This is a genomic window from Pseudomonas sp. Z1-12, from assembly GCF_051132015.1.
In the GTDB taxonomy this organism is placed as follows: domain Bacteria; phylum Pseudomonadota; class Gammaproteobacteria; order Pseudomonadales; family Pseudomonadaceae; genus Aquipseudomonas; species Aquipseudomonas zanjanensis.
The window spans coordinates 3,930,877-3,955,063 of sequence record NZ_CP071647.1 but is presented as its reverse complement, the minus strand read 5'-3'; the positions used below and the strand labels follow the sequence as shown (position 1 = coordinate 3,955,063).

Below are 24,187 nucleotides of genomic sequence, written 5' to 3'. Positions count from 1 at the left end.
GCCAAAGATGCATGAAAAATGTAACACCCGTTCGATGACATTGGTCGTTGATCAGAGCTGCCGTTAGGATGCTGAGGCCTTAAGCCTTGCGTAGTTAAACGGGCGTCCATTTGCGACAGCAACTCTTTGATATTGCTCGCCCGTTGCGTAGGCAAACGAGTTAGAAGGTGCCTTCAAATACCTGACGCTTGATGGGCGAGGCGATCGCTAATCAGCTTAGAATCAGCCCCGTCATGAGTAGGCTAATACCCTGGCGGGACGTAGGCGGCGGGCTTGAAAGATTCTGTGCCCGACAAGCGCCAGCGAACATTGGAAATACCTAAACGCTCCGCGAGAGGCTTACTGACACGCCTGACTTTTTCTCGGCCGAACTTCGGAATTCGACCCACGCCCGCATCGCAACTCGCCCAATGCCATGCCTCAGCGTTGTTCATGATGTCTGCGCGAATGATGAAAGACTTCGGCACTCCATGTATTTCGTAATCGATTATGTACAGCGTGGCTGAGGGCATCGTTATTCCTCCCGGTGGGGGCTACTGAGTACTTGGAGGGCATTGATTCAGCCCCTCTGACGACGTTGAATGTTGGCGCCGAAGCGCATGCCTAATCTAGCCTTAGCGATGAATATCGGTGCATACACCCCGGCATAGCTAGTGATGCGTGTAGGCGGCGCGGTAACCAAGTGGCATTGGGTTATTGGTGACCCCGTGGCCGGAGCGGCAATGGATAGTAAGGCTGCCGACGACGCTGGCTTTTCCAAAATTGTTGCGGTGGCTGTAATGTGGCCGTGGCGCAAGCAGCGATGCTGCGTACCGTCGTAAAATTTTAAACGATCTTGGATGGCAGTCATTTCTTATTGAGTCGTTTACAACACCATATAGCGGTCATCATCGCCTTCTTAGGACTAGCCGCTCAGTTGTCAATATGTGTTCAAGCTGCGGTTCGGCAATCGCCATATGCATAGCAAGCTGCTGCGCTTGCTCCCACTCTAAGTCGGGCTGGAGCCACACCAAAGCATCCTCCCTGGTAAAGGCCAACACTCTTTGTTGCTCGCTTATGATCTCGCTGTAGGTCACTAGGGCAAGGCCGTCGCAACCATTTGGCGTTTCACTGGCCTGGGCTAGCGCCGCAAGAAAAATCGGTGACGATTGACGGGAGGTCGTATAGGTGAGGCGGCGAGACGGCACAGTCACGTCAGGTTCAAACGTTTCATACCAACCGTCGACTTCTATCAAGACTCTGCCGTCGCGCTTGACCCGGTCAAAGACTTTGGAACGCATCACCAGATGTAAGGGCAGGTGGGTCAGCGGCGGCATCGTGCCCATCGACCAGACGGGCGACCACCCCCAGCGCACCTTGATGCACTCCAGCCGCCCGCCACGGTTGCGTATGGCGCTTACCTGCATGTTCGGCTTGATCACGCTTTGTCGCTCATGCAACGCCGGCGCCGCCGCGGCGTGAAGACCGTCGGCGGACAAGCTTGATGAGTTGGCACTGAAGGGGGCGCGCTGGGCAAAAAAAGCCAGGGAATCCTTGGAAGAAACGGGCTGAACGAAACATTCACACATCGCGAAATCTCCAGGCAGATTTGGACTTCACTCCCGCCGTGAAAACCGCAAGAGACCGATTCGTCTTCCGTGGGCTGCGGCGGTGTTATGTAGCTCCGAGCCGGTGCGCCAACGCTTGGTTCGAAAATCCTTGTCGCGACCGGATGAGTGGAAAATCAAGCGGCATTTCATCCACCTATGCGACCGCTCATCGTCTGCACGGAGCGCTGCGCATTTCCCCAGGGTCGTTCGTTTTGTCCCGCTGTCGTTGTATCAACGGTGTATCGCGTGGCCTCTGATGAAGGAGTTGACCCATGACAAAAATCGACAATCTGCTGGATAACAAGGGGACGCCCCTCAACAAGCAGACCTTTACCTGGCGTGACTTGGCCGGCAAACCGATCAGCAAACTGGATGACGATGCGTTCACCCGAGTGCGAGTGATCTTGATGAACGGCGTCGAATCCGATGCCCTGCGCCTCAAGCATTTCGGCGCGCGTTTCCATAAGGAATTGCAACTGCCCCTGGCGCAGGTGAGGCGCGCCGAGCAGCATCAAATGACCGCCATCAACTGGTTGCTGTCGGCGGACCATTCGCCCCTTGAAACCACCGTGGCCTACGAGCAGGTTGCCATCGAAGTGACCGCCGCCGTCGCCCAGAACGAGCCCGATCCGTATCAGGCACAGACCTACCGCTTCGGCGTGCTGGAAGATTTCGATCACCTTTATCGCTATGCCGCGATGCTCGATCGCCTGGAAGGCAAGGACGCCAACAACATCCTGCAAGGCTACACGGACATCGTGCCCGGCCGGCCCACCAGCGAGCACCACCGTGCTCCCGGCGATGACCTGCGCGATAACTACAAGAAGGAAAACGCCGCGCTGATCACCAAGATTCACGCCGCGCTGATTACCGGCGCGGAGTACCAGACCCACGATTACTACATGAACATCGGCCCGCTGTTCGCCGACCCGGTGGCCCGGGCGTTGTATGCCGAGATTGCCTCGGTAGAAGAACAACACGTTAGCCAGTACGGCTCGCTGCAGGACCCCAGCGAAACATTCATGGAGAAGTGGCTGGTGCATGAAGCGATGGAGGTCTACACCTACGCCAGCTGCGCCGAGCAGGAAGAAAACCCACGGATCAAGGCGATATGGGAACGCTTCCTCGATTACGAACTGGGCCACTTGAACCTCGCCTGCGAGCTGTTCAAGAAGTACGAACGACGCGACCCCGCCGAAGTACTCAGCGGCCAATTGCCGCGCATGATCGAATTCAAGAGCCAGCGTGATTTCGTCCGCGAGACCTTGTCCCGGGAAGTCGATCTGCGCGCCCACGGCATCAACTACGTGCCCAAGGAGCGCGAAGGCCACGCGTCCCTCGACTACCGCGCCCAACTCAACAGCGAAGGCGTACCCGCCAACATCGCTTCGGCCGGCTACACCTTCAAGCCCTGCACCGAACTCAACTCAGTGGGAGAACAGCAATGAGCGAACGCCAAGTCACTATCGGCCTCAATCGTACCGGCGCCCAGATGTCTTCCGAAGACACCGCTCGCCAACTGGAAGCCACCCGACTGTTCCCGGCGGATGTTCCGGGCGATATGAGCGACTACACCGCCGAACGCGAGCGCGCCATACGCGAGGCCGACCTGATCGGCTCGGTGCCGGCGCCGGGGTCGGTCAAGGGCATGGTCAAGACCGCATTGGACAAAACCATCGGCAAGGCGCCGGAAGTGTTGCTGGACAAGCTCGGCGAGCGCCTGGCCTTCGAACGCACCGGCGTGCGGTTGTATGAAGCAATGGTCGCCAAGGCGATGTCCGCCCCCGGCGCCGATCCGGCGTTGGTCGAGACCTTGTGGCAGATCCAGGCCGAGGAACTCGAGCACATGAACATCGTGCGCGAGGCCATCGAAACCCTCGGCGGCGACCCGACTGCCATGACGCCTTGCGCGGACGTGGCGGGCGTCAAGGCGATGGGCGTGCTGCAGGTATTGACCGACCCACGCACGACCGTGTCCCAATCCATGAGCGCGATCCTGACCATCGAGCTGGAGGACAACGCGGCTTGGGAGTTGCTGATCGAACTGGCGAAGAAGGGCGGTCATCCGCTGATCGCCAAGCGCTTCGGGCACGCACTGGAACAGGAGGAAACGCACCTGGCCACGGTACGCAACTTCATCAAGCAAGACCTGCTTGCGCAAGTGAGCTGAGCTTGCTTCCACCTAGCTCCACCCCATCTGGGGTGGACCGCCGGTTCGAACTTTAAAAGGACAACCGCTCATGAGTGAAACCGACCTTGAGATGGAATTGAAAGCCTGGCGGCTTTTGCTCGAGGACGATGCGTATCGCCTGGACTTTCCCGAGGATTATCGCGACACGCTGATTCGGCGCGCCGATGAATTGGTGTTGCAACAATTTATCAGCCTGGAAGATTGGCAACTGCTCAAGGACGCGGCCGATCAGGCTTATCAACTGACGGTGGAAATGCTGGCGCGCAATCAGCGCGATTGTCTCAACCTAGCCTCGTTGTGCCTGCTTGGGAAAGGAGGGACGGGCGAGCGAAAGGAAAGCGGACGGTCGTCTACCCTCGTTCAACGTATGAAAAAGTGAGCGGCTAAGGCTCGGTGTGAGGGGGCGTTGTGGGCGCCAATCAGGCGCAAATGTAACTGCTGATATGCATGGCATTAGCGGCGCGGACGATGCAATCGTGACCTACGTCCTCGGGAGCTATGCCAGATGTCGCCGATGGTTTCTGGATCATTTGACAGGATCACTGCCAAAGCGAAGGCGCCCGTCCCTATGGGCTATGGGTGGAATGAGTTGGCACATCCCGGAATCCCCCTTCTTGGCCCTTGATACTCCCTAAAAACGAGTCCAGAATTAAGTCTTTTCCTGCTTCGACAAGAAAAGAAAACCCTTATTTTTCAACGGGTCGGCCGCCAGATGCGAGTCTCGTTTCCCGCTCCAAGATTCAAAAAAAGCCACTCAGATGAGTGGCTTTTTTTTTGCCTGAATTTTGTATGCAGAGGCGCGAGTTCGTTGCTCCCTCAAAGGGTTCTGGCCGGTGGACGCCCTTGAAAGCCAAACACTCTACGCTGATGTAATCGGGCCGGCGCCTCCAACGCGGGCGCGCTTGGATCATGGCGCCCATATCTGTGCATTACGGGCAAGCCTGGCGCGACCGCCGCGGGGCAACACGTCAAGGATGCGTCCTGACATGGCCTTCTCCACACAAGACAGTGATGAAGTGCTCAGTGAAATCAACGTCACGCCGTTAGTGGACGTGATGCTGGTGCTGCTGGTGGTGTTCATCGTCACCGCGCCGCTACTGACAAACGCCATCCCCATCAACTTGCCCAAAACCGAGTCGGTGGCGCCCGTGGAGCAGAAAGACCCGCTGGTGGGGAGCATTGATGACAAGGGCAAGGTGTTCATCAACAAGGAAGAAATTCAGGCGGATTTGCTCGAGTCGAACCTGCAAGCAGCCAAGGCGAAGAACCCGGATGTCAGCGTACAGCTGCGGACAATGGCGTGAATTATGGCGAGGTGGCTCGGGCCATGGCGTCTATTGAGCGGGCGGGGATTAGCAAGTTATCGGTAATAACGGCGAAGTAGATCAGGATTGTCCCGGCTGCCAGCCCATAGAAAACCAGACCACTGACAAGGCTACCTTCCGTGCCCATGCGTGCCAGGAACGGATCAACATGGCGCTGATGGCCTCAGCGCTCATGCCCGCTTCACGAGACAGATCTCGGCGCTGTGCGATCGGCCCCGTTCGGGGCCCCGACATCACTCGGTTTTCGCCCCCATCAAGGCGTTCAATTCGCCGTATGTATGGGCTTTCAAGGCATGGGTATCGAGTTGGCCATTATCGAGGAAGCTGCTGACCAATGCGCCCATGGCGCCATGTAGAAATTCGGCGATGCTGGAACCTGCACTGAGCCGTCTGACTCCTAGGCGCTTCAATTCGTCGAGGGAGGGCAACCCGTCCCGGGACAGCAGGTTCACTGGCAGTCTGGTTTCCCGGCAGACGGTGGCGATTTCGTCCGCATCGACCACACCGGCGGCAAACAGCCCATCCGCTCCGGCGCTGGCATACAGCGCGGCGCGTTTCAGGAGTTCCTCCAGACGCTGTTCGGCGGGGAAGAGGTTTTTCAGGTAGACGTCCGTCCGTACGTTGACGAATAGCTTGACGCCCGCCTGGTCTGCCACCGTCCTCGCAACGTCAACCTTGCGAGCAAGCAGCTCTGGGGAGTCCAGGCCGTCTTCGATATTGATCCCGACCGCTCCGGCGGCGATAACGGCATTGATCACCTGGCCGACCTGCTTCAGATCATCCGAGTAGCCGCCTTCGATATCCACCGTGAGCGGTACGCTGAGCACCCTGGCCATCGACTTGACGGTGGCACTCAGCAGGTCAAGAGGTAGCTTGTTGCCATCCTGATACCCATGGGACCAAGCCATGGCCGCGCTGCTGGTCGCTACGGCCTTGCCGCCCAGGTGTTCGACGATGCGCGCACCACCCGCGTCGGCCACATTGGCCAGGACCAACAGTCCATTCTGGTGGAGGCGGTGAAAAGCGTTATCCAGTGAGGTCAAGGCAATTCAACTCCTTTGAAATTTTTTTTTCAGTGGCAAGGGGGGCGTCTTGGAGACTGTTATGCAATTTTTTCGAGGGATCTGGCAAAAAGCGAAGCGGCACTGAAAAGAAAAAATGCAGCTTCATTAAATCTTCCGGCCCATCTCAATCACGGTCGCCCTGAGCATTATCAACACTGTCATCTCGTAAACAAGAACGGTTTTTCCGGCATACGTAGTGACATCGACTTTAAACACCGCCCAACCTCGTTCATGATTTGACGCGTGGATAAATGATCGAACGACTTGAGCTGATAGCTTGAGCGTGTCTCCAGGCACCACTGGAGCAACCATCCTGAAGCTATCGATCTTCCCACCCGCCACGACATTTGTTTGAAGCAGCAAGGCTTCACACATCAACCGCTGCGAGATACCGAAGGTTTGCACTCCGCTGGCACAATGCACGCCAAGCGGACTCGAACGGGCGAGGTCAGGATCTATATGGATATCGAGAGGATCGTATTCTGCAGCAAAGGCAATGATCTCTTCCGATGTAATAGGTACGGATTGCCTAGCCGTCCAAATACTACCTGGCGTTAAGTCTTCCCAGTACAGCTCTTTCTCTGCCACGGTAACTCCTGGATTTTTTAGCGTTAGATTCAATGTAACCGAAGGTTGTTGGCCGATAGTGTCGGTGGGCAATGGCCTCGACAATGCTCATAAGCCTCGGCGTGGTTGAATGTTTTGGACAACAATCAAGGCCGCCATCAGAGCCTGGCAGGAGGGGCCATGCGCTTGTTGATAACAAAACCTTCGGGTTGACAGGTCATGTCGGGAAGTCGGAACGTAGACAGAGACTTCAGACTCGTCAGGTTGCCCAAGGCAGACTGCCAAATAGATTTAAAGGTCAACATCAAGTCAGCAGTCAACCACCGGCAGAGAGGAATAAGCGTGCTCATCCAGGACAAGGGGACGACGTCAATTGGACTGGTGCATGAGGCCCTCGAGGGCGCATTGCGGCGCCAGCTGGACACCTCCGTCGCACTGCAGCAAGCACGTATCGACCCGGTACTTCTCACTTCCCCCCAAGCCAGGGTTTCGGCAGCAGCATTTTCTCGCCTATGGGTCGCGCTCTCTGATCTGCTCGACGATGAGTTTTTCGCAATCGATAGCCATCCCATGCGACGGGGCAGCTTCCGATTGATGTGCCAATCCTCGATTGACTGCGAGTCGTTAGAGCAAGCGTTGCGACGGATGCTTAAGTTCCTGCGTCTCGTACTGGACGATATTCACGGTGAGCTGAGTTTTGATGGCGACTGCGCCGTCATCGTTATCCATGACAGCGGCATTGAACGTCGTCTCTTCAGTTATGGAACATGGCTGATCCTGGTCCATGGGCTGCTCTGCTGGCTGGGTAACAGACGCATTCCCATAAAAGAGCTCTGCTTCAGGCCGAATCGACCGCTCGACGATAGCGACTATCGGATGCGCTTCTGTGAAGACATTCAGTTTGGTGCGCCAGTGACGATGGTTCGTTTCGAGCGCAGTTTTCTAAGCCTCAAGGTCGCGCAAAACAAAGCCAGCCTATCGGCATTCTTGAAAGAGTCGCCTGCCAGCCTGCTGGTGAAATATCGTAACGAGGATAGCATCAGCGCCCAGATCCGCCTCAGATTGAGAGGGCTCGATCCGGAGGATTGGCCAGAGCTGGACAAGATGGCGAACACGCTGTGCATGTCTTATTCGACGCTCCAGCGAAGGCTCCAGGCCGATGGGGTCAGTTATCAGCGTTTGAAAGACAATCTGCGCCGTGACATGGCGATCAATCTGCTGTGCCAGCCAAATATGACCGTGACTGAAGTGGCTGCCCTCACGGGTTTCCAGGAAAGCAGTGCGTTTCATCGAGCATTCAAAAAGTGGACAGGGGTGAGTCCCGGCGCTTACCGCCGCTCCAATACTGACGAATCGGGCGAGATTTAAAAGCTTTTCTTGCGGTTATATAAAAGCCCCGCTTCCCCGCCAGATTACCTGCTGTGATCTGCCACTCGCTTCATCCACCCAAACCTCAATGGACCAGGATCAGCCCGATCGTGCCTGGCAAGTCATGGGTGTCCAAAACGGTCACGCACAACGATGCCGTCGGGCATAGGCCGCCGCAAAGGCAACTCCTACGATGCGCTGCAGGTAGCCCTGGCATCGCCTATCAAGCGAGCCAGCAAATCTTCGCACTTCACAAACAAAAACAAGATCGAAGGAGACGCGATATGCAGCCGGTAAACGTCTATACACTCGCGGTTGAATCGAAGTTCAACCGCTTCCATGGGCTCATTCTATTCTGGTGTGTGCTCATCCTGATCATCGATGGCTATGACCTCGCTGTCGTCGGTGCAGCCCTCCCGGCGATCATGAAGGACATGAACATCGATCCAACCAGCGCCGGTGTCATGGCGGGCTCTGCGCTCTTCGGAACGATGCTGGGCGCAATTTTTCTTGGCACGCTGGCGGATCGTATCGGGCGGCCCAGGATGATCGCCATCTGCGTGGCCTTGTTCAGTGTTTTCACGGCTGCGGCAGGCCTCACCAGTGACCCGATCAGCTTCAGCGTTGCTCGCTTCATCGCCGGCCTTGGCATCGGCGGCGTACTGCCCATCTGCACCGCTCAGATGGGTGAATTTTCTCCACTCAAACTGCGTACTCGCTTGGTCACCCTGGTTTTCGCAGGGTACTCCGTGGGCGGTATTCTGGTTGCCCTGACGGGTAAGCAACTCATCGAGAGTCACGGATGGCAGTGGGTGTTTTATGTGGCGTTGCTGCCCGTGCTGCTGATCCCTCTGATCCTGAAGACCCTCCCTGAGTCCATAGGCTACCTGCTCAAGACCGGACGTCAGGAGGAACTACGGGCGATCGCTCGTAAACTGGCTCCGGCTCTGGTTATCGATGAAGACACGCTGATGACCGGGAACGCCACCGTACTGGATAAACAGGAAGCCCCCGTTCGTAATTTATTCAAGGAAGGTCGGGGCTTCAGCACTTTGATGATTTGGGCTGCGTTCATGACGGGCTTGTTCATGGTCTACGCCCTTAACTCCTGGCTAACCAAGCTGATGGCGATGGCGGGGTTCAGCCTGGGTTCTGCGCTGAACTTTGTGATTGTTTTCAACGTGGGGGCCATTGCCGGCGCAATAGGCGGAGGGTGGCTGAGCGACAAGCTGAACATCAAACACGTATTGGTCTGCTTCTACATCATCGGTGCGATGGCGCTCACCATCCTGGGCTACACGCGTTCGACAACGTTGCTGTTTCCTGTGGTGTTCATTGTCGGCGCATCGACGCTGGGTACCCAGTTGCTGGCGTATGCGTACGCGGGCGATTTCTACCCGTCATCGATTCGTTCTACCGGCGTGGGTTTCGCGTCTGGTGTGGGACGGATAGGCGCTATCGTCGCCCCTGTTCTGATCGGCTGGCTGGTGTCGTTGAACCTTGCGCTCGAGAAAAATTTCATGGCCATCAGCCTGGCCGGCCTCATTGGCGCTGTCGCCGTGACCCTGATCAATCAGTCACGCGCCGACTCTACTCAAGTCAGAAAATCCCCGGCCCTGTCGAACTGATGGATGCACCTGCCTGTAGCTGAATGTGTGGAATTGAATGCATGAAAATGAATCGCTTATCCAAACCGCCCATATCGCCTGAACTGCTTGGTCAAACGGTTGATTGGGCGATCGCTTCACGGCGCAGTATTCGGGCCTTTTTGCCCACTCCCGTACCGCGCGAAGACATTGAAGCGATCCTTGATATCGCTCGGTTCTGCGCAACGGGGGTGAACATGCAGCCTTGGCGCGTGCATGTCGTCACTGGAGAAGCAAAGACTCACCTTTCATGTGCCATCGCGGAAATTGACAACGATCCATCACTGAGCAACGACCTTGAAGATGCCTATGACTACTACCCACGCGAGTGGACTTCACCCTATGTGGATCGGAGAAGGCAAGTCGGGTGGGAACTCTATGGACTGCTGGGTATTGCAAAGGGAGACAAGCAGCGGATGCATGCGCAACACGGCCGCAATTACCAGTTCTTCGACGCTCCCGTTGGCCTGATCTTCACCATGGATCGGGTGTTGAAGGAAGGCAGCCTCCTTGACTACGGAATGTTCCTGCAGGCGGTGATGGTGGCGGCGCGCGGAAGGAATCTGCACACCTGCCCACAAGCCGCTTTTTTGAAATATCACCAGGTCATTTCGCAAGCCCTTGCAATCCCCGCAGATCAAATGCTGGTTTGCGGAATGAGCCTTGGATACGCCGACGAGACCAGTATCGAGAACACCTTGGTCACTGATCGGGAGCCGGTGAGCGCGTTTTGCACTTTTCATTACAATAATAAGGAAACGACATCATGAAGCCTGGTGCTTATGAGAGTGGGCTTGATCGCTGCAAGGCCAACCATCTGCCCCTGACGCCACTTGGTTTTCTGGATCGGGCGGCTCTTGTGCACCCGGATCGGGTAGCGGTGGTGCATGGCGAACTGCAACGAACCTGGAGTGAAACCCGCGAACGCTGCTATCGACTGGCCTCGGCGCTTTGCGAAAAAGGCCTGGGAGCAGGGGACACCGTTTCGATTCTGTCTCCCAATACCCCTGCCATGCTCGAAGCGCATTTCGGGGTCCCCCTCAGCGGCGCGGTACTCAATGCGGTCAATTACCGGCTGGATGCCGAAGGTGTGGCATTCATACTGCGTCATGGCGAATGCAAGTTGCTCTTGGTGGATCGAGAGTTTGCTGCGCTGGCGGATGCCGCACTAGCGCTCCTCGAGCATCGCCCGATGGTGATTGATATCAATGATCACCTGGCGCCACTTTGCGCGAGTGTCGGGGACATTGACTACGAAACCTTCATCCGCAGCGGTAGCCCTGATTTCGAAGGCGTATGGCCGGATGACGAGTGGCAGCCGATAGCACTCAACTACACCTCCGGTACAACCGGTGATCCAAAGGGTGTGGTCGCGAGCCATCGTGGCACCTACCTCATGAGTCTGCTGCAGATGACCAACTGGCCGCTTCCGCGGGCGCCTCGTTACCTGTGGACATTGCCGATGTTCCACGCCAACGGTTGGTGTTTTACCTGGGCGATCACGGCAGCGGCGGGCACGCACGTCTGCCTGAGAAAAGTGTGCGCAGAGACGGTGTTTGATGCGATCGATAACCAGGGTATCGATCACTTCTGTGCGGCGCCGATTGTCATGACCATGATTGCCAACGCCGAAGATCGTCCCGCGCTCAAAACGCCGGTTCGAGTGCTGACGGCCGGTTCCCCACCTCCGGCCAGCATACTCAACGCGGTCGTTTCACGAGGCTTCGATGTTGACCACGTTTACGGAATTACTGAAGTGTCCGGCACGCCAATCAGTTGCGTCTGGCAAGACGGGTGGGACGATTTAACGCCCGGTGAGCAAGGCGCCATGCGAGTACGCCAAGGGGCCCGTGCAGCCGCCTTTGAAGGCTTGATGGTGGCTGACGCCGAAACGATGCAGCCAGTAGCACAAGATGGCCAAACAACGGGTGAGCTACTGCTCAGGGGCAACACCGTAATGATGGGTTATCTGAAGAATGACAGTGCAACCCGAAAAGTTTTCAAAGGCGGTTGGTTTCATACAGGTGATGTCGCCGTCGTGCACCCCAACGGCTACGTCCAAATTACCGACCGTTGCAAAGACGTGATTATCTCCGGCGGGGAAAATATCTCGTCTGTAGAGATCGAAGAGGCCATCCACTGTCACCCAGCTGTTCTATATGCCGCGGTAGTCGCTCAGCCTGATGATAAATGGGGTGAAGTACCGTGCGCGTTCGTCGAGCTGAAAGCCGGTATCGAGCCTCCCTCCGAAGCAGAAATAATTGTGTTCTGCCAGGCGCGTTTGGCCCGATTCAAATGTCCGCGCAGAGTGGTTTTTACGGAGTTGCCGAAAACCGCAACCGGAAAAATCCAAAAGTTTTTGCTTCGAGAGCAGGCAGGCAGTCGCGATGCAATTGTCCGTTTGGCTTCGAATGGCTAGGTCGTAGTCGCTTCCATCACATACAAAATAATAAAAATCGGAGCGTTATAAGTGAACCTGAAAAAAATAGGTGCAACGTTGGTGTCTGGCAGCATTGCCCTCAGTGGCCAGGCGTTTGCCGACTTTTCAAGTGACAGCAAAGCCACCTTGGGCATGAGGAGCTTCTACTTCAATAACGACAACCGCGATGGTGTCGCTGCCCCTTCGAAAACCGAAGAGTGGGCGCAGGGGTTCATGTTGGACTTAAAGTCGGGTTATACCGAGGGTGCCGTTGGTTTTGGAGTTGATGCCCTTGGGTTGCTGGGCGTCACCCTGGACAGTGGCGAGGGACGTCATGTTGGCAGCTCGATGATTCCCTCGGACAGTGACAACCGCGCCGTCGACGAGTGGAGCCGGCTGGGGCTGACCGGTAAGGTCAAGATGTCCAGGACCGAACTGCGCTACGGCACCTTGATTCCGAAACTTCCGATTCTGGTCGCCAACGATGGACGGGTGCTCCCGCAAACCTTCGAGGGCGGCCAAATCACTTCGAGCGAGTTCAAGGACCTGACCCTGACGGGTGGGCGCATCGAACATGCAACCGGTCGTGCTTCCACTGATCAGACAGGGCTCGCCGCTATGGGCGGTACGCGTGAAAGCAACCAGTTCGCTTTCGCCGGGGGCGACTGGAAAGTCACCAAGGACCTGACAGCTCAGTACTACTATGCCCAGCTCGAAAACTACTATAACCAACAGTTTTTCGGACTCACGCACACGTTCGCGTTCTCGGACAGCCAATCGTTGAAAACCGACCTGCGCTACTTCCGGACTGACTCGTCAGGTGAAAACAGCTCCGGTACATCGGGCTACCGAATCAGTGGCTACACCAAAAATGGTGATGGCGTTATCGACAATCGTCTCTGGAGTGCTGCATTGATCTACAGCCTCGGCCCTCATGCGATAACGGCCGGCTACCAAAGCGTCTCGGACGGTAGCAGCTTCACCCAGCTCAATCAGGGTAGCCTGGTGGATAAAGGCGCAGGAGGCAGCTCCTTGTACCTGTATACAGATCGTCTGATCCAGAGTTTCACCCGTGCAGGGGAGCGCACATTATTCGGTCAGTATGCCTACGACTTTGCCGCCCTGGGGATCCCGGGTCTGAAAGCCTCGGTCATGTACCTCTCCGGTGACAACATCAAGACGAGATCAGGTGACGATCAGAAAGAATGGGAGAGGGATATCTTCCTGGACTACGTCGTTCAGTCGGGAGCGCTCAAAGGTGTTGGCTTCGGTTGGCGTAACGGAAAATCCAATAGCGAAGCCGCCCGTAACCAGGATCAAAACCGAGTGTTTGTAAGCTACAGCATTCCGCTGCTCTAAGGGCGCAGCATCACCGTATCGAACGCCATTGAGCGGGCGGGAATTAGCAAGTTGTCGGTGGTTACGGCGAAGTAGATTACGACGCGTCAGGTGTAAAGAAAGCCATTCAGGGGAATGGCTTTTTGAGTTTGCCATTGTTCCGACGGCTACACACCTGAAGTGGTTTTGAAAACCCCACTGAGAATAAAGGCATAACGTTCCGGCCGAATGTAAAACGTCGTGCGGTCGCAACAGCGGCCATCGGCGAAATAGGATGTGCGCTCCATGACCAGTAGCGCCGCGCCGCGTTTGACGTGCAGCGCATTGGCCAGGCTTTTGTCAGCCTCCTGGGCGCGGATCGCCAAGTCAGCGCGGATAACCGCCAGACCGGTGATTGATTCGAGGATGGAATAGATCGGCTGGTGTTCGACTTCACTCCAGGCCACGTCGGCCAATTCCGCCGGTAAGTGACTGCGTCCCAGGGCAATGGGTTCGTCATCGACGAGGTGCAGACGCTCCAGTAGCAGGCAGTCGTCTGTTGCTTCAAACAAACCCCGCATGGTTTCTGGAACAGGCAGCAGGGCATGGCTGAGCACCCGCATGCTCGGTTGCAGCCCTTGCAGCAACAACGCCTCATGAAAACTGCGCAACGCATCCAGGCCGTGGCGTACCTGTTTGGCTGCGACGAAGGTGCCTTTGCCTTGCTTGCGCTCCACCACACCGTCGTCGCTGAGCTTGCCCACCGCCAGGCGAACCGTGACGCGGCTCACGCCGAACCGTTCGCCCAACTGCGCCTCGGACGGTAGTTTGCCGCTGGGTTCATAGTCGCCGCGCTGGATTTCCTCCAGCAGTTGATGGGCAATCTGTTCGTAAAGCGAGGTGCTGCTGTCGCGAAGAATGGAGGTGGACACTGTCAGCTTCCATGGCCTTGAGTGGGGGCAGGGCGCCTTCACTTCTAAGGTTATAAAAATAGGTTATTGGGACTGCTTGTATTAATACGTATTATGTCAGGCATTGCCATTGTAGACGACCTGACGACACTTGCCATGCTCAACAACTTTCCGCAGCCGCAAGCCGATGCCCTGACAGTCGCTGATATCAGCTTCCGTTACCCCAATGGGCATGCGGTGTTTTCCTCGTTCAGCCTGAACGCCAAGCCTGGTGAGTTCGTCGCGATTCTCGGGCCATCAGGCTGCGGGAAAACCACGCTATTGAATTTGCTGTCGGGTTTCATGCAGCCGCAGGCTGGGCAGATCACCATCAACCAGACAGCGGTGCGGCCGGAGCGTTCGGAGTTGGGTTACGTGTTCCAGGCGCCGCAATTGTTTCCATGGTTGAGCGCGTTGGAAAACGTCCGTTTCGGCCTGCGGATGAGCGCCCGCACCGACGCCTCGCAGCAGCGCGAACAGGCCTTCCAGTATCTGCGCCTGGTCGGTCTGGAGAGCGCGGCGCATCGGTTGCCGCACCAGCTTTCCGGTGGCATGCAACAGCGCGTTTCCCTGGCCCGGACCCTGGCCCTGGAACCCAGCGTATTGCTGATGGACGAGCCGTTCGCCGCGCTCGATGCCATCAGCCGCAACAGCATGAACGAAGAGACCTTGCGCATCTGGGCCGAACTGGGCCAGACGGTGCTGTTCATTACCCACGACATCGACGAAGCGGTGTTCCTGGCCGATCGGGTCATTGTGCTCAACATCGCCCCCGGGGGGATTCACAGCGAACTGGAGATCCAGTTGCCGCGCCCCCGAACCAACTTGAAAACCCGCCGCCTGCCGGCGTTCCTCGATTACCGCAATGAGCTGATGACCCGCATCGCCCAGGTGATGAACGCGGGAGACGCCACGGTTTACCCCACCCCTCGACTTGAGCTGACAGCATGATCAAACGTTCGCTGCTTGCCCTTACCTTGTCCGCCGCCACGTTGGCCGGCAGCGCATTCGCCGTGGCCGACGAGGCGAAACCCCTGCGCGTGGGCTATGTCTTCGCCATGGCCAACGCCCCGGCGCTGATCGCCGACAAACAAGGTTACTACCGCGAAGAGGGCTTGAATGTCGACCTCAAGGCCTTGGGCGATGGCCCGGTGATCCAGCAGGCATTGGCCGCCGGCGAACTGGACGTGGCCTATGTCGGCACCCCACCGGTGTACCAGTGGTTTTCCCGCGGGCTGCAAAGCCGGATCCTGGCAAAGGTCAATTACGGCCAGGCCGCGGTGATTGTCGACGCCAAGAGCCCGATCACCCAGCTGGAAGCGCTCAAGGGGAAAAAGCTCGCCGGGGTCAAGAAGGGCAGTGGCATGGATGTGCTGCTGCGCGGTTATGTCCTGAAGGAAAAGGCCGGGCTCGATCCTGACAAGGACCTGGACATCATCGACATGCCGCCGGGCAACATGAACGCCGCCCTGGAACGCGGCATTGTCGATGCGGCATTTTCCTGGGAGCCCTTCGTCAGCCAATCGGTGCTGCGCGGTTCGAGCCGGATCCTGCTGGACGTCAACCAGGCGCTGCCCCAGTACCCATGGTACGTGGTGATCGCCTTGCCAAAGACCTTGCAGGAGCGCCCGGACGATGTGGTGAAGCTGCTACGTGCCCACCGCAAGGCGATCGCCTTCCTCAATGAGCACCCCGTCGAATCGAACCGGCTCATCGCCGAGACTTTCAAGCTGGAAGCGGTGCAGGGCATTGACGGCAAGACCATCGCGCCGGAGGCCATCGTCGCCCAAGCGCGGACCCGGCTGGGCTGGTCGGCGGACTTGGAGGAATCGGACATCCAGTTCATCCAGCGCTTGATGAATTACTCCCATGACCTGGGTTTTATCGACACCACGCTCAAGACCGAACAGATCGTGGATACCTCCTACCTGGAAAAATCCGCGCACTGAGTCCGTCATGTCCTTGCCAAAACCGAATTGGGGATGGGCGTCGCTGCCCTTCCTGTTGCTGATCTGGATCGCCCTGGCGAGCCGCTTTCCCACCTACATCCTGCCGCAGCCCTGGGACGTTGCCCGCGAGGCGCTGCGCTGGCTGGGGGATCGTTCGCTGTGGCAGCACCTGCAAGCCAGCGTGTTGGAAGAGCTGGGTGGTTTTTGCGCGGCGGTAATCGTGGCGGTCTTGCTGGGCACGGCAGCGGGCCTGTCTTCGCGCTTTCGCGATTTCATCTCGCCGCTCAACAGCCTGTTCATGGCCATCCCGCCGATTGCCTGGGCGCCGCTGATCATGATCATTTTCGGCTTGGGCTATGTCTCCATCGTGCTGGTGATTTTCATTGCCGCAATGTTCCCCATGGCGGTGACGATCCAGGAGGGTGTGCAAAGCATCCGCGGCGGTGAAGTCCGTGCGGCGCGAACCTTGGGCGCCAACGCCGGGCAACTGTTGGCCCATGTCTATTTGCCGGCGTCGTTGCCGTTCGTGACCGCCGCCTTGCGCATCGGCTTCAGCCAGGGCTGGCGGGCGCTGGTCGCGGCGGAAATGATCGGCGCTTCCCAGGGCATCGGCTGGATGGTCTCCACCGGCGGGCAGATCGGCAACAGCAGCCAGGTGCTGCTGGGCATCGTCGTGATCGGCCTGATTGCCTGGCTCATGGAGAGCTTTGTGTTCCGGCGCATCGAGCGTCACTACCAGAAATGGCGCGTGCAATAAGCATCGCCCCACGTATTCGAACCCTTCAGTGGACCACTGCACGAGGTGTCATGTGAGTAACGTTTTCGATCCCCGCGAAGCCGGGCACTACATCGCCCCGCAAGGCCTGTACGAGCGCAACAAGAAACGTCCATTCCTGGGCAGCGTCCACTGCGACCGTGACACGCTGGTCGCCGGGCAGTGGGATGAAATCACCCTGGTGTACGAGGTCGGCGGCAGCGGCCTGGCCGATGGTGCGTGGCTTAAGCTGGCCTTCAAGTTCTATTCCGACTGGGCCTTGTTCCAGACCTCGAACCCGGCCGGTCCCAACTATGTCAGCGCCGAATACCAAGCCGGTGAGTTGGTTCCCGGCCAGAGCCAGGCCACGGTGCAGCACTTGAAAGTGCGCTTCGATCAGAAGGGCCACGAACGGCCGTTCCAGAAAGCGATCATCATCGACATCATCGACGGGTACCTGAACCCGGGCGATAAAGTCATCATTCGCCTGGGCGACCGACGCCAGGGCGGGGCGGGGACGCGGGTGCAGAGTTTCGTCGAGAAGGACTTCCGTTTCCGCCTGTTCATCGACCCGTTGGGCAGCTCGAAATTTGCCGAGGTGCCGGGCGACCCCTTGCTGGACATCGTGCCGGGGCCGGCGCAGCGTGTGCAGTTGATCGTGCCGCGATTGCTCAGCGCCGGCGAGGCATTCGATGTGCTGTTGCGAGTGGACGATGCGTGGGGCAACACCTGCCGGAACCTGCCGCTCAACGGTGTCTTGACCCTGGTTGACCCGGAGGGCGGCGAGCGCCAACAGCCGTTCACATTGTCGTCCGAAGGGTGGGCGACGGCACGGCTCGAGGCGCTAGACCTCGGTGCCGTGGGCGAGTGGCGGTTGTCCGCGAAGGTGGATGCGCCGTTTGTCGACGGTGCCCAGGCCTTCGTCACTGTCGACCCGGCCGGCACGGCGTTGCGCCCGCTCTACGCCGACCTGCATGTGCACTCCGATGACACGGTGGGCACTAACGACACCCTGTACAACCTTAGCTACGGCCGCGATGTCGCCGGGCTCGATGTCCTCGGCTACACCGCCAATGACTTCAACATCACTGAGCAACGCTGGGACCAGGCGGTCAAGCTGATCCATGAACTCAATGAGCCGGGCCGATTCGTGTGTTATCCCGGCACCGAATGGTGCGGGAACTCCTGTGCGGGCGGCGACCGCAACGTTGTGTTCCTGCATGACCGCAAACCCGAATTCCCTTTCGACAATCAGGGCCGGCTGGTGCGCTCCTTCGAATGGAACGAGTTCACTGCCGGCACCATCAAGCCGGGTGCCTGGCCGGTGGACGAGTTGTACGCTGCCTATGCCAAGGATCCGGAAGGTCACCTGATGATGCCTCACGTCGGCGGACGCCGTTGCAACCTCGACTGGCATCACCCGGAGCTCGAACGGCTGATCGAGGTCGGCTCGGCCTGGGGCCAGTTCCATTGGGTCTACGCCGAAGCGCTGCAGCGCGGCTATCGGGTCGGCGCCGCGGCGAACAGCGATGAGCATCAGGGCCGCTGCGGTGGCGGCGTTCCGGCCACGGCGGTGTTCGGCTCCCGTGGCGGGCTGACCGGCGTGGTCGCCGAGGCGTTCGACCGCGCCAGCGTCGGCAAGGCCTTGCGCGCCCGCCGCACCTTCGCCACGACCGGCGAGCGTTCGTTCGCCAGCCTGCGCCAGGGCAAGCACTTCATGGGCGAAGTCTTCAGCGCCGATTCGAATGCCATTCTGGATTATCGACTGCTGGGGGAGGCGGGTTGGGAACAGGTCGATCTGTTCGATGGCGACCAATTGATCTGGTCGCGCAACCTGCACCAGGAGCTGGGCTACAGCGCACAACGCATTCGCTTGCGCCTGGGCGGCGCACGGATCAAGGATCGCTATCGCGGCGCCTACTGGACCGGCGAAATCCGTATCACCGGCGCGGTCATCAATGGCTTTCGCGCCCTGGGCCTCGATCATCCCGAGCAGACCGTATGGCGCAAGGACGCAACGGTCCTGGCGTTTCGCACCGACACCAATGGAGATACCGACAGCATCGAAATCGACCTGTCGCAACTGGCCGGCGCCACGCTGCAGATCCATAGCCGCATCGACAATTACGTCAAGGTTGGTGACCCGTCCGAACCGCAACCTTACGTACACGCGCCGATGGTGGTCATGGAACTCACCGGCGAACAACTGCTGGCGCAATCGCAAGTGGTCGAAATTTTGCCCGGCGCGGAGTTGAAGATGTCCCTGGAGCGGATGACCGCTGCGCCGTTGCCCCGTGAGTTGCAGGGCAACATTGAGCTGGCGCGGTTGGGGCTTGAAGCAGGGCGAGAACACCCGTTGTTCATCTGCGCCCGGCAGCGCGACCAGTCACGGGTCTGGACGTCTGCGCTGTTTCTTGAGGTGGAGTTGCCAGTACACGCGCAGTTGGACCGGAGTACCCCTTAGTTAGAGGTTAAAAAGTGGTTGATGTGCGCTGCGGATTGAAACCGCAGGTGTTGGCGGTAGCAGCATTTGTTGAATCTTGATTGGTTTCATTCATCGTCCCTATGCATCGTGCATTGCTCTTAGCGATGCAAGTGGCAGCCATCGACCCAAGCGGCCGGTCAGCATTGGTTAAAACAAGATTCTTCAAAGGTTCTTTTTCAAATAGAACAAGATCTATTGCCGCCAGAGCGGTTGTGGCCGGAATTGATCCTGGAGGAAGCGCAAAAATTTGAGCGTTCTCGCGGGCAACCCTTCGCGTTGATGTGTCAGCGCAACAATATTGGCTTCTGGCAGTTTCCAACCAGGCAGTAGTCGTACCAACGTTCCCTCCGCCAGAGCATCGGCAACGTCCCATTCAGAACGCAGAATGATGCCGTTCCCTTCGCAAGCCCATTGCCGAATAACACTTCCATCGTTACAGCTCAACGCTGGGCGGATTCGCACATTGTGTGTTTTTCCCGCACGGGTGAAATGCCAGAGCGTGACGTCTTCGTTGTTCTCCCGCAATGCAATGCACGGCAGGGTAGCCAGCTGGTCGGGGTGTTCCGGCAGACCGTGCTGTTCAATGAAGTCGGGTGAGGCACATACGTAGCGACGGTTGGGTGCAATGGAATGGCCCACCAGGTTGGAGGTGCGCAGTTCCCCAATATGGATAACGACATCAAACCGGTCAGTCGCTTCGACCATAGGTTGTTCGGACAGACTCAATTGAATCTCTAGGTCTGGATGCAGGCGCTGGAAAGCTGCCACCGCGGGGGCCACGTGCAGTCGTCCAAACCCGAACGGTGCATTGATTTTCAACTTGCCGACGAAGCCGCTGCGCCGCTCTTGCAAATCAGCCAGCAGGGAATCGAACTGCTCGACCAGGTCAGCCCCACGCAGGCATAGGAACTCGCCCTCATCGGTAAAGCGCAGTTGCCGGGCTGACCGATCCAGCAATCGAATCGACAGTTTTTTCTCCATTTGCTGAAGTCGTTGGGTCACCGCCGAAGGCGTCAGGCCCAGCTTGCGTGACGCAGCCAACAAACTCTCGCTTTCCCGGATGACCAAGAGAAAACGGATATCAAACGTCTCGTTCATTAAGAATCACTGAATATTAGAATAAGTATTATTAAATTTTAATCTGAAACCGGAGGCTTAGAATAGCGCCATTCCAGGAGACCACACATGTCAGCGTTCACTCATATCGAAACCCCCGCCTTATTGCTGGATCGCGATCGACTCGATGCCAACATCCAACGGATGCGCAATAAGCTGGCCGCATTCAACGTGATATTGCGGCCACATGTGAAGACCAACAAATCGTTGGAAGTCACCGAGCGATTGTTCGCAGGCGGGCGCGGCCCTATCACTGTTTCAACGTTGCGGGAGGCAGATTTCTTTTTCGAGGCCGGGTTTACCGACATCTTGTACGGCGTTGGCATTGCGCCTAACAAGTTCGCTCATGCCGCTGCATTGATCGGCAAAGGCGTACAGCTCAAGGTGGTACTCGACAATCTGGACACCGCCAGGTTACTGGCCGAGTTCGCCGAAACGTCGGGTCATGTCTTTGATGTTCTGCTGGAAATCGATTGCGACGGTCACCGTTCCGGTCTCGACCCGCAATCACCGCTGTTGGTGGAAATTGCGCAGTTGTTGAGGGCCAAAGGCGTCAGGGTCAGCGGCCTGATGACCCACGCCGGCAAGTCCTACGACAGCCAGTCGATTGCGGAAATTGAAGCCAGCGCCCGGCAGGAGCGCGCGGCGATTATCGAGGCCAGCCAACTGCTGACGAGTGCAGATTTCAACCTGTCTATCATCAGTGTCGGCTCGACACCCACGGCACTTTTTACTGAGAACTTATCAGGGGTGACAGAAGTACGTGCGGGTGTGTTCGCCTTCTTCGATCTGGTCATGGCTGGCTTGGGCGTTTGTCAGGTGCAAGATATTGCCGTCTCGGTTCTGACGACGGTCATTGGTCATCAAATTGAAAAAGGCTGGATCATTACGGATGCGGGATGGATGGCGCTTTCTCGTGATCGTGGTACCGCTAAACAAGCGGTCGATCAGGGCTATGGCATCGTGTGTGACGCTGCGGGCCTGCCCATTGGCGATCTGATCGTCAGCGCCACCAATCAGGAGCACGGAATCATTTCATCCCGGGCCGGGAAGCTTGAAGCCTCGAACTTACTGCCCTTGGGCACGCTGCTGCGGATCCTGCCGAATCACGCCTGTGCCACCTCGGCGCAGCACGCGGGTTATCACGTTCTCAGCGAGGGGCGCGGTGTGGGTTATTGGCCACGCATCGCGGGTTGGTAATTAATTCGTTCAACAGAACACACAACTTTGAACGATCAAGGGGGGCAAATGAACTTGATCACAGCAGAGAAACTGCCCGTGCCCGGTGGGCATTATTCACACGGTGTCATGGCAGGAAAACTTCTATTTATTTCCGGCCAGTTGCCGTTTCCGCCTGATACCCGACAATTTCCCGATGGAATAGAAGCCCAGGTTTTTCAGGCAATGGCAAATGTAGAAGCGGTGCTTCAGGCAGTGGGTGCTTCGCTTGATCATTTAATCAGCGTGCAAATATACATCGTTGATGTTGCTCACTGGCCGACCGTGAACCTCGCGTATTCAACGCTCATGGGGCCGCACCGTCCCGCAAGAGTGATCATTCCGTGTGGGCCACTCCATCACGGAGCCTTGGTGGAAATATCAGCAGTGGCTGAAATTTAAATACTTTCAAGAAGGGCAGTCGTCATGAATTCGATTGAAAACAATCTTCAGCAAACTCCTGTGAAACTCGTCCTGTTCGATTTGCTTACCGCTCTGCTGGACTCATGGACGCTATGGAACTGCGTGGCAGGCTCCGATGAAATGGGGCGCGCTTGGCGTATGGCTTATTTGAAGGCGACCTACGGCTGTGGTGCTTACCGGCCTTATGAAACATTGGTCGAGGAGGCTGCGATCAGTGTGGGACTGGGCAAGGAAGCCGCGCAAAATCTGGAGGCGCGCTGGATGCAGTTGCAACCTTGGCCTGAGGCCAAACGTGTGCTCACCGAGTTGGCGCCGCACTACAAACTCGGGGTGGTCACCAACTGTTCGGAGCGGTTGGGGCATATCGCAGCGGATCTTCTAGGCGTGCCATTTGACGTCATTGTCACTTCTGAACAGGCCGGCTTCTACAAGCCCGATGCGCGACCCTACAGGCTCGCTCTGCAAATAGCGGGCGTCGAGCCCGCTCACGCCATATTCGTAGCGGGCTCAGCTTACGATCTGTTTGGCACGCAGAAGGTCGGCTTGCCAACCTTCTGGCACAACAGGATAGGGCTCGATGCGCCCGCAGGTGCGCCTGATCCATTAATCATGCGTCCGACACTCGATAGCCTGGTTGAGGATATTAAAAACCTGAGCGGTAAATAAACGGGGTATTGCTTATTACCGTCATTTTGGTTTTCCATCAAGCGGATCCGCCGCGCGCTGTGAAGTAGCGTTTTTTGCAAGTGCACCGAGAAGCTGCCGGGGATCTTCAGACGATTGATACCGCTGACCCGCACATTGATTATGCGGGAATATCTTTAACAACAGTTGTATCAGCCTCATCTGCCTTGGCCTTCGACAGTTGCTGCTGACCGGTGTCCGCACGGTGGCTTTCAGATACTGCGACTGACGGCCAAGAAGCGAATGCGTGCGACGCTGCTGGCCATTCGGGATGAGCTGAAACGTCGACGCCATGAACCCATCCGGGTTCTGCGGTAGGGGCGGCAGGCAACTGCCGTCCCTACCGCGACCGTATCGGAAGCCACCTTGTAGAAAGGTCTTTCGAAGGATGGGCAATCTCAGGCTCTAAGCGGCTGATCCTTGAAGCAGCTGAACGTGCGCTGACCATCCAACAGGTCAGGGCGCACTTGTAGTCACGAAGTCAGCAAAGCGGCTTTAAGCTAGCGGTTTACGCATAAGTATATCGACCGCGAAAACTCCCAGAACGGCACCCGACGTCCAGCGTTGCGCACGCATAGCCTTTGGGCGGGCGGTAAGAAAACGACTAACTCGCGCTGCAGCCAGTACGATCAGGCCGTTCACTGTGACCGCAATAGCGATCTGCACCAGACCCAACTGCATGTACTGCTGCAGAGTCGAACCTGTTGAGGGATCGATGAATTGGGGGATCAGAGCGGAATACATCAGCGCTATCTTCGGGTTAAGCAAGTTCGTCACCAGCCCCATGGTGAAAAGCTTGCGAGGTGAATGCGGAGGTAGTTCGCGCGCCTCAAACGGCGAAGCGCCTGTCACCATGTTCCAAGCTAGGTAGCCAAGGTAGAATGCGCCCCCAATGCGGACCACGTCGTAGGCCATCGGAACGGCCTTGAAAAGTGCTGACAGGCCGAGGCCTGAAGCAACCAAGTAACATACGAAGCCCAACGCGACGCCTGCCAGCGAGATCATGCCAGCCAGACGTCCTTGCGAAATCGCTCTGGACGTTAGGTAGACCATGTTCGGCCCCGGCGTCAGGACCATGCCCAACGCGATGATCGCTACGCCAATCAGATTCTCCAATGGCAT

23 protein-coding genes and 1 pseudogene are annotated in these 24,187 nt (G+C 57.5%); 16 read left to right on the top strand and 8 right to left on the bottom strand.

From position 1 onward, the window contains the following. Positions 1-242 precede the first annotated feature (242 nt). Positions 243-512: a DUF6555 family protein gene (locus J3P85_RS16635; protein ID WP_045156200.1), complete on the bottom strand. Its 270-nt coding sequence runs from the start codon at positions 510-512 to the stop codon at positions 243-245. Between the two features lie 375 nt (positions 513-887). Then, entirely contained in the window at positions 888-1,568 is a 681-nt protein-coding gene (locus J3P85_RS16630) for an SOS response-associated peptidase family protein (RefSeq protein ID WP_045156201.1), read from the bottom strand. Positions 1,569-1,861: 293 nt separating this feature from the next. Between J3P85_RS16630 and J3P85_RS16625 the strand changes: the two genes are divergently transcribed. The 4 genes and pseudogenes from J3P85_RS16625 (at position 1,862) to J3P85_RS16610 (ending at position 5,164) form a co-directional block, all read left to right on the top strand. Beyond that, on the top strand, positions 1,862-3,037 hold the full coding sequence (locus tag J3P85_RS16625; RefSeq protein WP_434702494.1) for a hypothetical protein: 1,176 nt from the start codon (positions 1,862-1,864) through the stop codon (positions 3,035-3,037). After that, positions 3,034-3,759, top strand: coding sequence for a ferritin-like domain-containing protein (locus tag J3P85_RS16620; RefSeq protein WP_434702492.1), 726 nt, complete (start codon positions 3,034-3,036; stop codon positions 3,757-3,759). The genes J3P85_RS16625 and J3P85_RS16620 overlap by 4 nt, the downstream gene beginning before the upstream one ends. 70 nt (positions 3,760-3,829) lie before the next feature. Then, a complete protein-coding gene (locus J3P85_RS16615; protein ID WP_434702490.1) occupies positions 3,830-4,159 on the top strand; it encodes a hypothetical protein in 330 nt (109 codons plus the stop codon). Between the two features lie 607 nt (positions 4,160-4,766). After that, a pseudogene (locus J3P85_RS16610) lies at positions 4,767-5,164 on the top strand (ExbD/TolR family protein). 174 nt (positions 5,165-5,338) lie between these two features. On the opposite strand, the gene J3P85_RS16605 reads toward J3P85_RS16610, so the two are convergent. Then, entirely contained in the window at positions 5,339-6,148 is an 810-nt protein-coding gene (locus J3P85_RS16605) for an isocitrate lyase/PEP mutase family protein (protein ID WP_434702488.1), read from the bottom strand. 126 nt (positions 6,149-6,274) lie between these two features. Then, a complete protein-coding gene (locus J3P85_RS16600; protein ID WP_434702486.1) occupies positions 6,275-6,757 on the bottom strand; it encodes a MaoC/PaaZ C-terminal domain-containing protein in 483 nt (160 codons plus the stop codon). A 321-nt stretch (positions 6,758-7,078) separates the two neighbouring features. Between J3P85_RS16600 and J3P85_RS16595 the strand changes: the two genes are divergently transcribed. The 5 genes from J3P85_RS16595 to J3P85_RS16575 all read left to right on the top strand — a co-directional run bounded on the left by J3P85_RS16595 (position 7,079) and on the right by J3P85_RS16575 (position 13,528). Then, complete coding sequence (locus tag J3P85_RS16595) at positions 7,079-8,104, top strand: AraC family transcriptional regulator (RefSeq protein ID WP_434702484.1); 1,026 nt, start codon at positions 7,079-7,081, stop codon at positions 8,102-8,104. Between the two features lie 284 nt (positions 8,105-8,388). Then, on the top strand, positions 8,389-9,732 hold the full coding sequence (locus tag J3P85_RS16590; protein WP_434702483.1) for an MFS transporter: 1,344 nt from the start codon (positions 8,389-8,391) through the stop codon (positions 9,730-9,732). A gap of 41 nt (positions 9,733-9,773) precedes the next feature. Then, positions 9,774-10,520 (top strand): nitroreductase, encoded by a 747-nt coding sequence (locus J3P85_RS16585; protein ID WP_434702482.1) that lies wholly within the window; start codon positions 9,774-9,776, stop codon positions 10,518-10,520. Then, entirely contained in the window at positions 10,517-12,169 is a 1,653-nt protein-coding gene (locus J3P85_RS16580) for an AMP-binding protein (RefSeq protein ID WP_434702480.1), read from the top strand. Before J3P85_RS16585 ends, J3P85_RS16580 begins: the two co-directional genes overlap by 4 nt. A gap of 51 nt (positions 12,170-12,220) precedes the next feature. Then, complete coding sequence (locus tag J3P85_RS16575; protein WP_434702479.1) at positions 12,221-13,528, top strand: OprD family porin; 1,308 nt, start codon at positions 12,221-12,223, stop codon at positions 13,526-13,528. Positions 13,529-13,674: 146 nt separating this feature from the next. On the opposite strand, the gene J3P85_RS16570 is transcribed toward J3P85_RS16575, so the two are convergent. Continuing rightward, complete coding sequence (locus J3P85_RS16570; protein WP_434702478.1) at positions 13,675-14,418, bottom strand: GntR family transcriptional regulator; 744 nt, start codon at positions 14,416-14,418, stop codon at positions 13,675-13,677. A gap of 135 nt (positions 14,419-14,553) precedes the next feature. On the opposite strand from J3P85_RS16570, the gene J3P85_RS16565 reads away from it, so the two are divergent. Genes J3P85_RS16565 through J3P85_RS16550 form a run of 4 tightly spaced genes read left to right on the top strand, consistent with a single transcriptional unit; the run spans position 14,554 to position 19,603 of the window. Beyond that, on the top strand, positions 14,554-15,387 hold the full coding sequence (locus tag J3P85_RS16565; protein WP_434702477.1) for an ABC transporter ATP-binding protein: 834 nt from the start codon (positions 14,554-14,556) through the stop codon (positions 15,385-15,387). Further along, positions 15,384-16,385 carry an ABC transporter substrate-binding protein gene (locus tag J3P85_RS16560; RefSeq protein WP_434702476.1) on the top strand — a complete coding sequence of 334 codons (1,002 nt, stop codon included), beginning with the start codon at positions 15,384-15,386 and terminating at the stop codon, positions 16,383-16,385. The genes J3P85_RS16565 and J3P85_RS16560 overlap by 4 nt, the downstream gene beginning before the upstream one ends. A gap of 7 nt (positions 16,386-16,392) precedes the next feature. After that, positions 16,393-17,142 carry an ABC transporter permease gene (locus J3P85_RS16555; RefSeq protein WP_434702474.1) on the top strand — a complete coding sequence of 250 codons (750 nt, stop codon included), beginning with the start codon at positions 16,393-16,395 and terminating at the stop codon, positions 17,140-17,142. Between the two features lie 52 nt (positions 17,143-17,194). Beyond that, on the top strand, positions 17,195-19,603 hold the full coding sequence (locus J3P85_RS16550; RefSeq protein WP_434702473.1) for a hypothetical protein: 2,409 nt from the start codon (positions 17,195-17,197) through the stop codon (positions 19,601-19,603). 213 nt (positions 19,604-19,816) lie between these two features. Here J3P85_RS16550 and J3P85_RS16545 read toward each other — a convergent pair whose 3' ends face one another. Beyond that, the gene (locus tag J3P85_RS16545; RefSeq protein ID WP_434702472.1) at positions 19,817-20,722 is read right to left on the bottom strand and encodes a LysR family transcriptional regulator; all 906 of its coding nucleotides are present in this window, start codon (positions 20,720-20,722) and stop codon (positions 19,817-19,819) included. An 87-nt stretch (positions 20,723-20,809) separates the two neighbouring features. Here J3P85_RS16545 and J3P85_RS16540 point away from each other — a divergent pair, with 87 nt between their 5' ends. From J3P85_RS16540 to J3P85_RS16530, 3 genes are read left to right on the top strand one after another with little or no spacing between them, the layout of a single operon-like run. Then, on the top strand, positions 20,810-21,940 hold the full coding sequence (locus J3P85_RS16540; RefSeq protein ID WP_434702471.1) for an alanine racemase: 1,131 nt from the start codon (positions 20,810-20,812) through the stop codon (positions 21,938-21,940). 48 nt (positions 21,941-21,988) lie between these two features. Further along, complete coding sequence (locus J3P85_RS16535) at positions 21,989-22,360, top strand: RidA family protein (RefSeq protein ID WP_434702470.1); 372 nt, start codon at positions 21,989-21,991, stop codon at positions 22,358-22,360. Positions 22,361-22,384: 24 nt separating this feature from the next. Beyond that, positions 22,385-23,047: an HAD family hydrolase gene (locus J3P85_RS16530; protein WP_434702468.1), complete on the top strand. Its 663-nt coding sequence runs from the start codon at positions 22,385-22,387 to the stop codon at positions 23,045-23,047. A gap of 21 nt (positions 23,048-23,068) precedes the next feature. Here the strand turns inward: J3P85_RS16530 and J3P85_RS16525 are convergent, their stop codons facing one another. Together J3P85_RS16525 and J3P85_RS16520 are read right to left on the bottom strand one after the other, a co-directional pair. Further along, positions 23,069-23,359, bottom strand: a complete 291-nt coding sequence (locus J3P85_RS16525) for a hypothetical protein (RefSeq protein ID WP_434702467.1) — start codon at positions 23,357-23,359, stop codon at positions 23,069-23,071. A gap of 201 nt (positions 23,360-23,560) precedes the next feature. Beyond that, positions 23,561-24,187, bottom strand: coding sequence for a LysE family translocator (locus J3P85_RS16520; protein WP_116642730.1), 627 nt, complete (start codon positions 24,185-24,187; stop codon positions 23,561-23,563).

Bases quoted from the DNA above. Each gene is read 5' to 3' on its own strand.
- J3P85_RS16635 (WP_045156200.1), bottom strand. From the start codon at position 512: ATGCCCTCAGCCACGCTGTACATAATCGATTACGAAATACATGGAGTG.
- J3P85_RS16630 (WP_045156201.1), bottom strand. From the start codon at position 1,568: ATGTGTGAATGTTTCGTTCAGCCCGTTTCTTCCAAGGATTCCCTGGCT.
- J3P85_RS16625 (WP_434702494.1), top strand. From the start codon at position 1,862: ATGACAAAAATCGACAATCTGCTGGATAACAAGGGGACGCCCCTCAAC.
- J3P85_RS16620 (WP_434702492.1), top strand. From the start codon at position 3,034: ATGAGCGAACGCCAAGTCACTATCGGCCTCAATCGTACCGGCGCCCAG.
- J3P85_RS16615 (WP_434702490.1), top strand. From the start codon at position 3,830: ATGAGTGAAACCGACCTTGAGATGGAATTGAAAGCCTGGCGGCTTTTG.
- J3P85_RS16590 (WP_434702483.1), top strand. From the start codon at position 8,389: ATGCAGCCGGTAAACGTCTATACACTCGCGGTTGAATCGAAGTTCAAC.
- J3P85_RS16585 (WP_434702482.1), top strand. From the start codon at position 9,774: ATGAAAATGAATCGCTTATCCAAACCGCCCATATCGCCTGAACTGCTT.
- J3P85_RS16580 (WP_434702480.1), top strand. From the start codon at position 10,517: ATGAAGCCTGGTGCTTATGAGAGTGGGCTTGATCGCTGCAAGGCCAAC.
- J3P85_RS16565 (WP_434702477.1), top strand. From the start codon at position 14,554: ATGCTCAACAACTTTCCGCAGCCGCAAGCCGATGCCCTGACAGTCGCT.
- J3P85_RS16560 (WP_434702476.1), top strand. From the start codon at position 15,384: ATGATCAAACGTTCGCTGCTTGCCCTTACCTTGTCCGCCGCCACGTTG.
- J3P85_RS16555 (WP_434702474.1), top strand. From the start codon at position 16,393: ATGTCCTTGCCAAAACCGAATTGGGGATGGGCGTCGCTGCCCTTCCTG.
- J3P85_RS16545 (WP_434702472.1), bottom strand. From the start codon at position 20,722: ATGAACGAGACGTTTGATATCCGTTTTCTCTTGGTCATCCGGGAAAGC.
- J3P85_RS16540 (WP_434702471.1), top strand. From the start codon at position 20,810: ATGTCAGCGTTCACTCATATCGAAACCCCCGCCTTATTGCTGGATCGC.
- J3P85_RS16535 (WP_434702470.1), top strand. From the start codon at position 21,989: ATGAACTTGATCACAGCAGAGAAACTGCCCGTGCCCGGTGGGCATTAT.
- J3P85_RS16530 (WP_434702468.1), top strand. From the start codon at position 22,385: ATGAATTCGATTGAAAACAATCTTCAGCAAACTCCTGTGAAACTCGTC.
- J3P85_RS16525 (WP_434702467.1), bottom strand. From the start codon at position 23,359: ATGGCGTCGACGTTTCAGCTCATCCCGAATGGCCAGCAGCGTCGCACG.
- J3P85_RS16520 (WP_116642730.1), bottom strand. From the start codon at position 24,187: ATGCCATTGGAGAATCTGATTGGCGTAGCGATCATCGCGTTGGGCATG.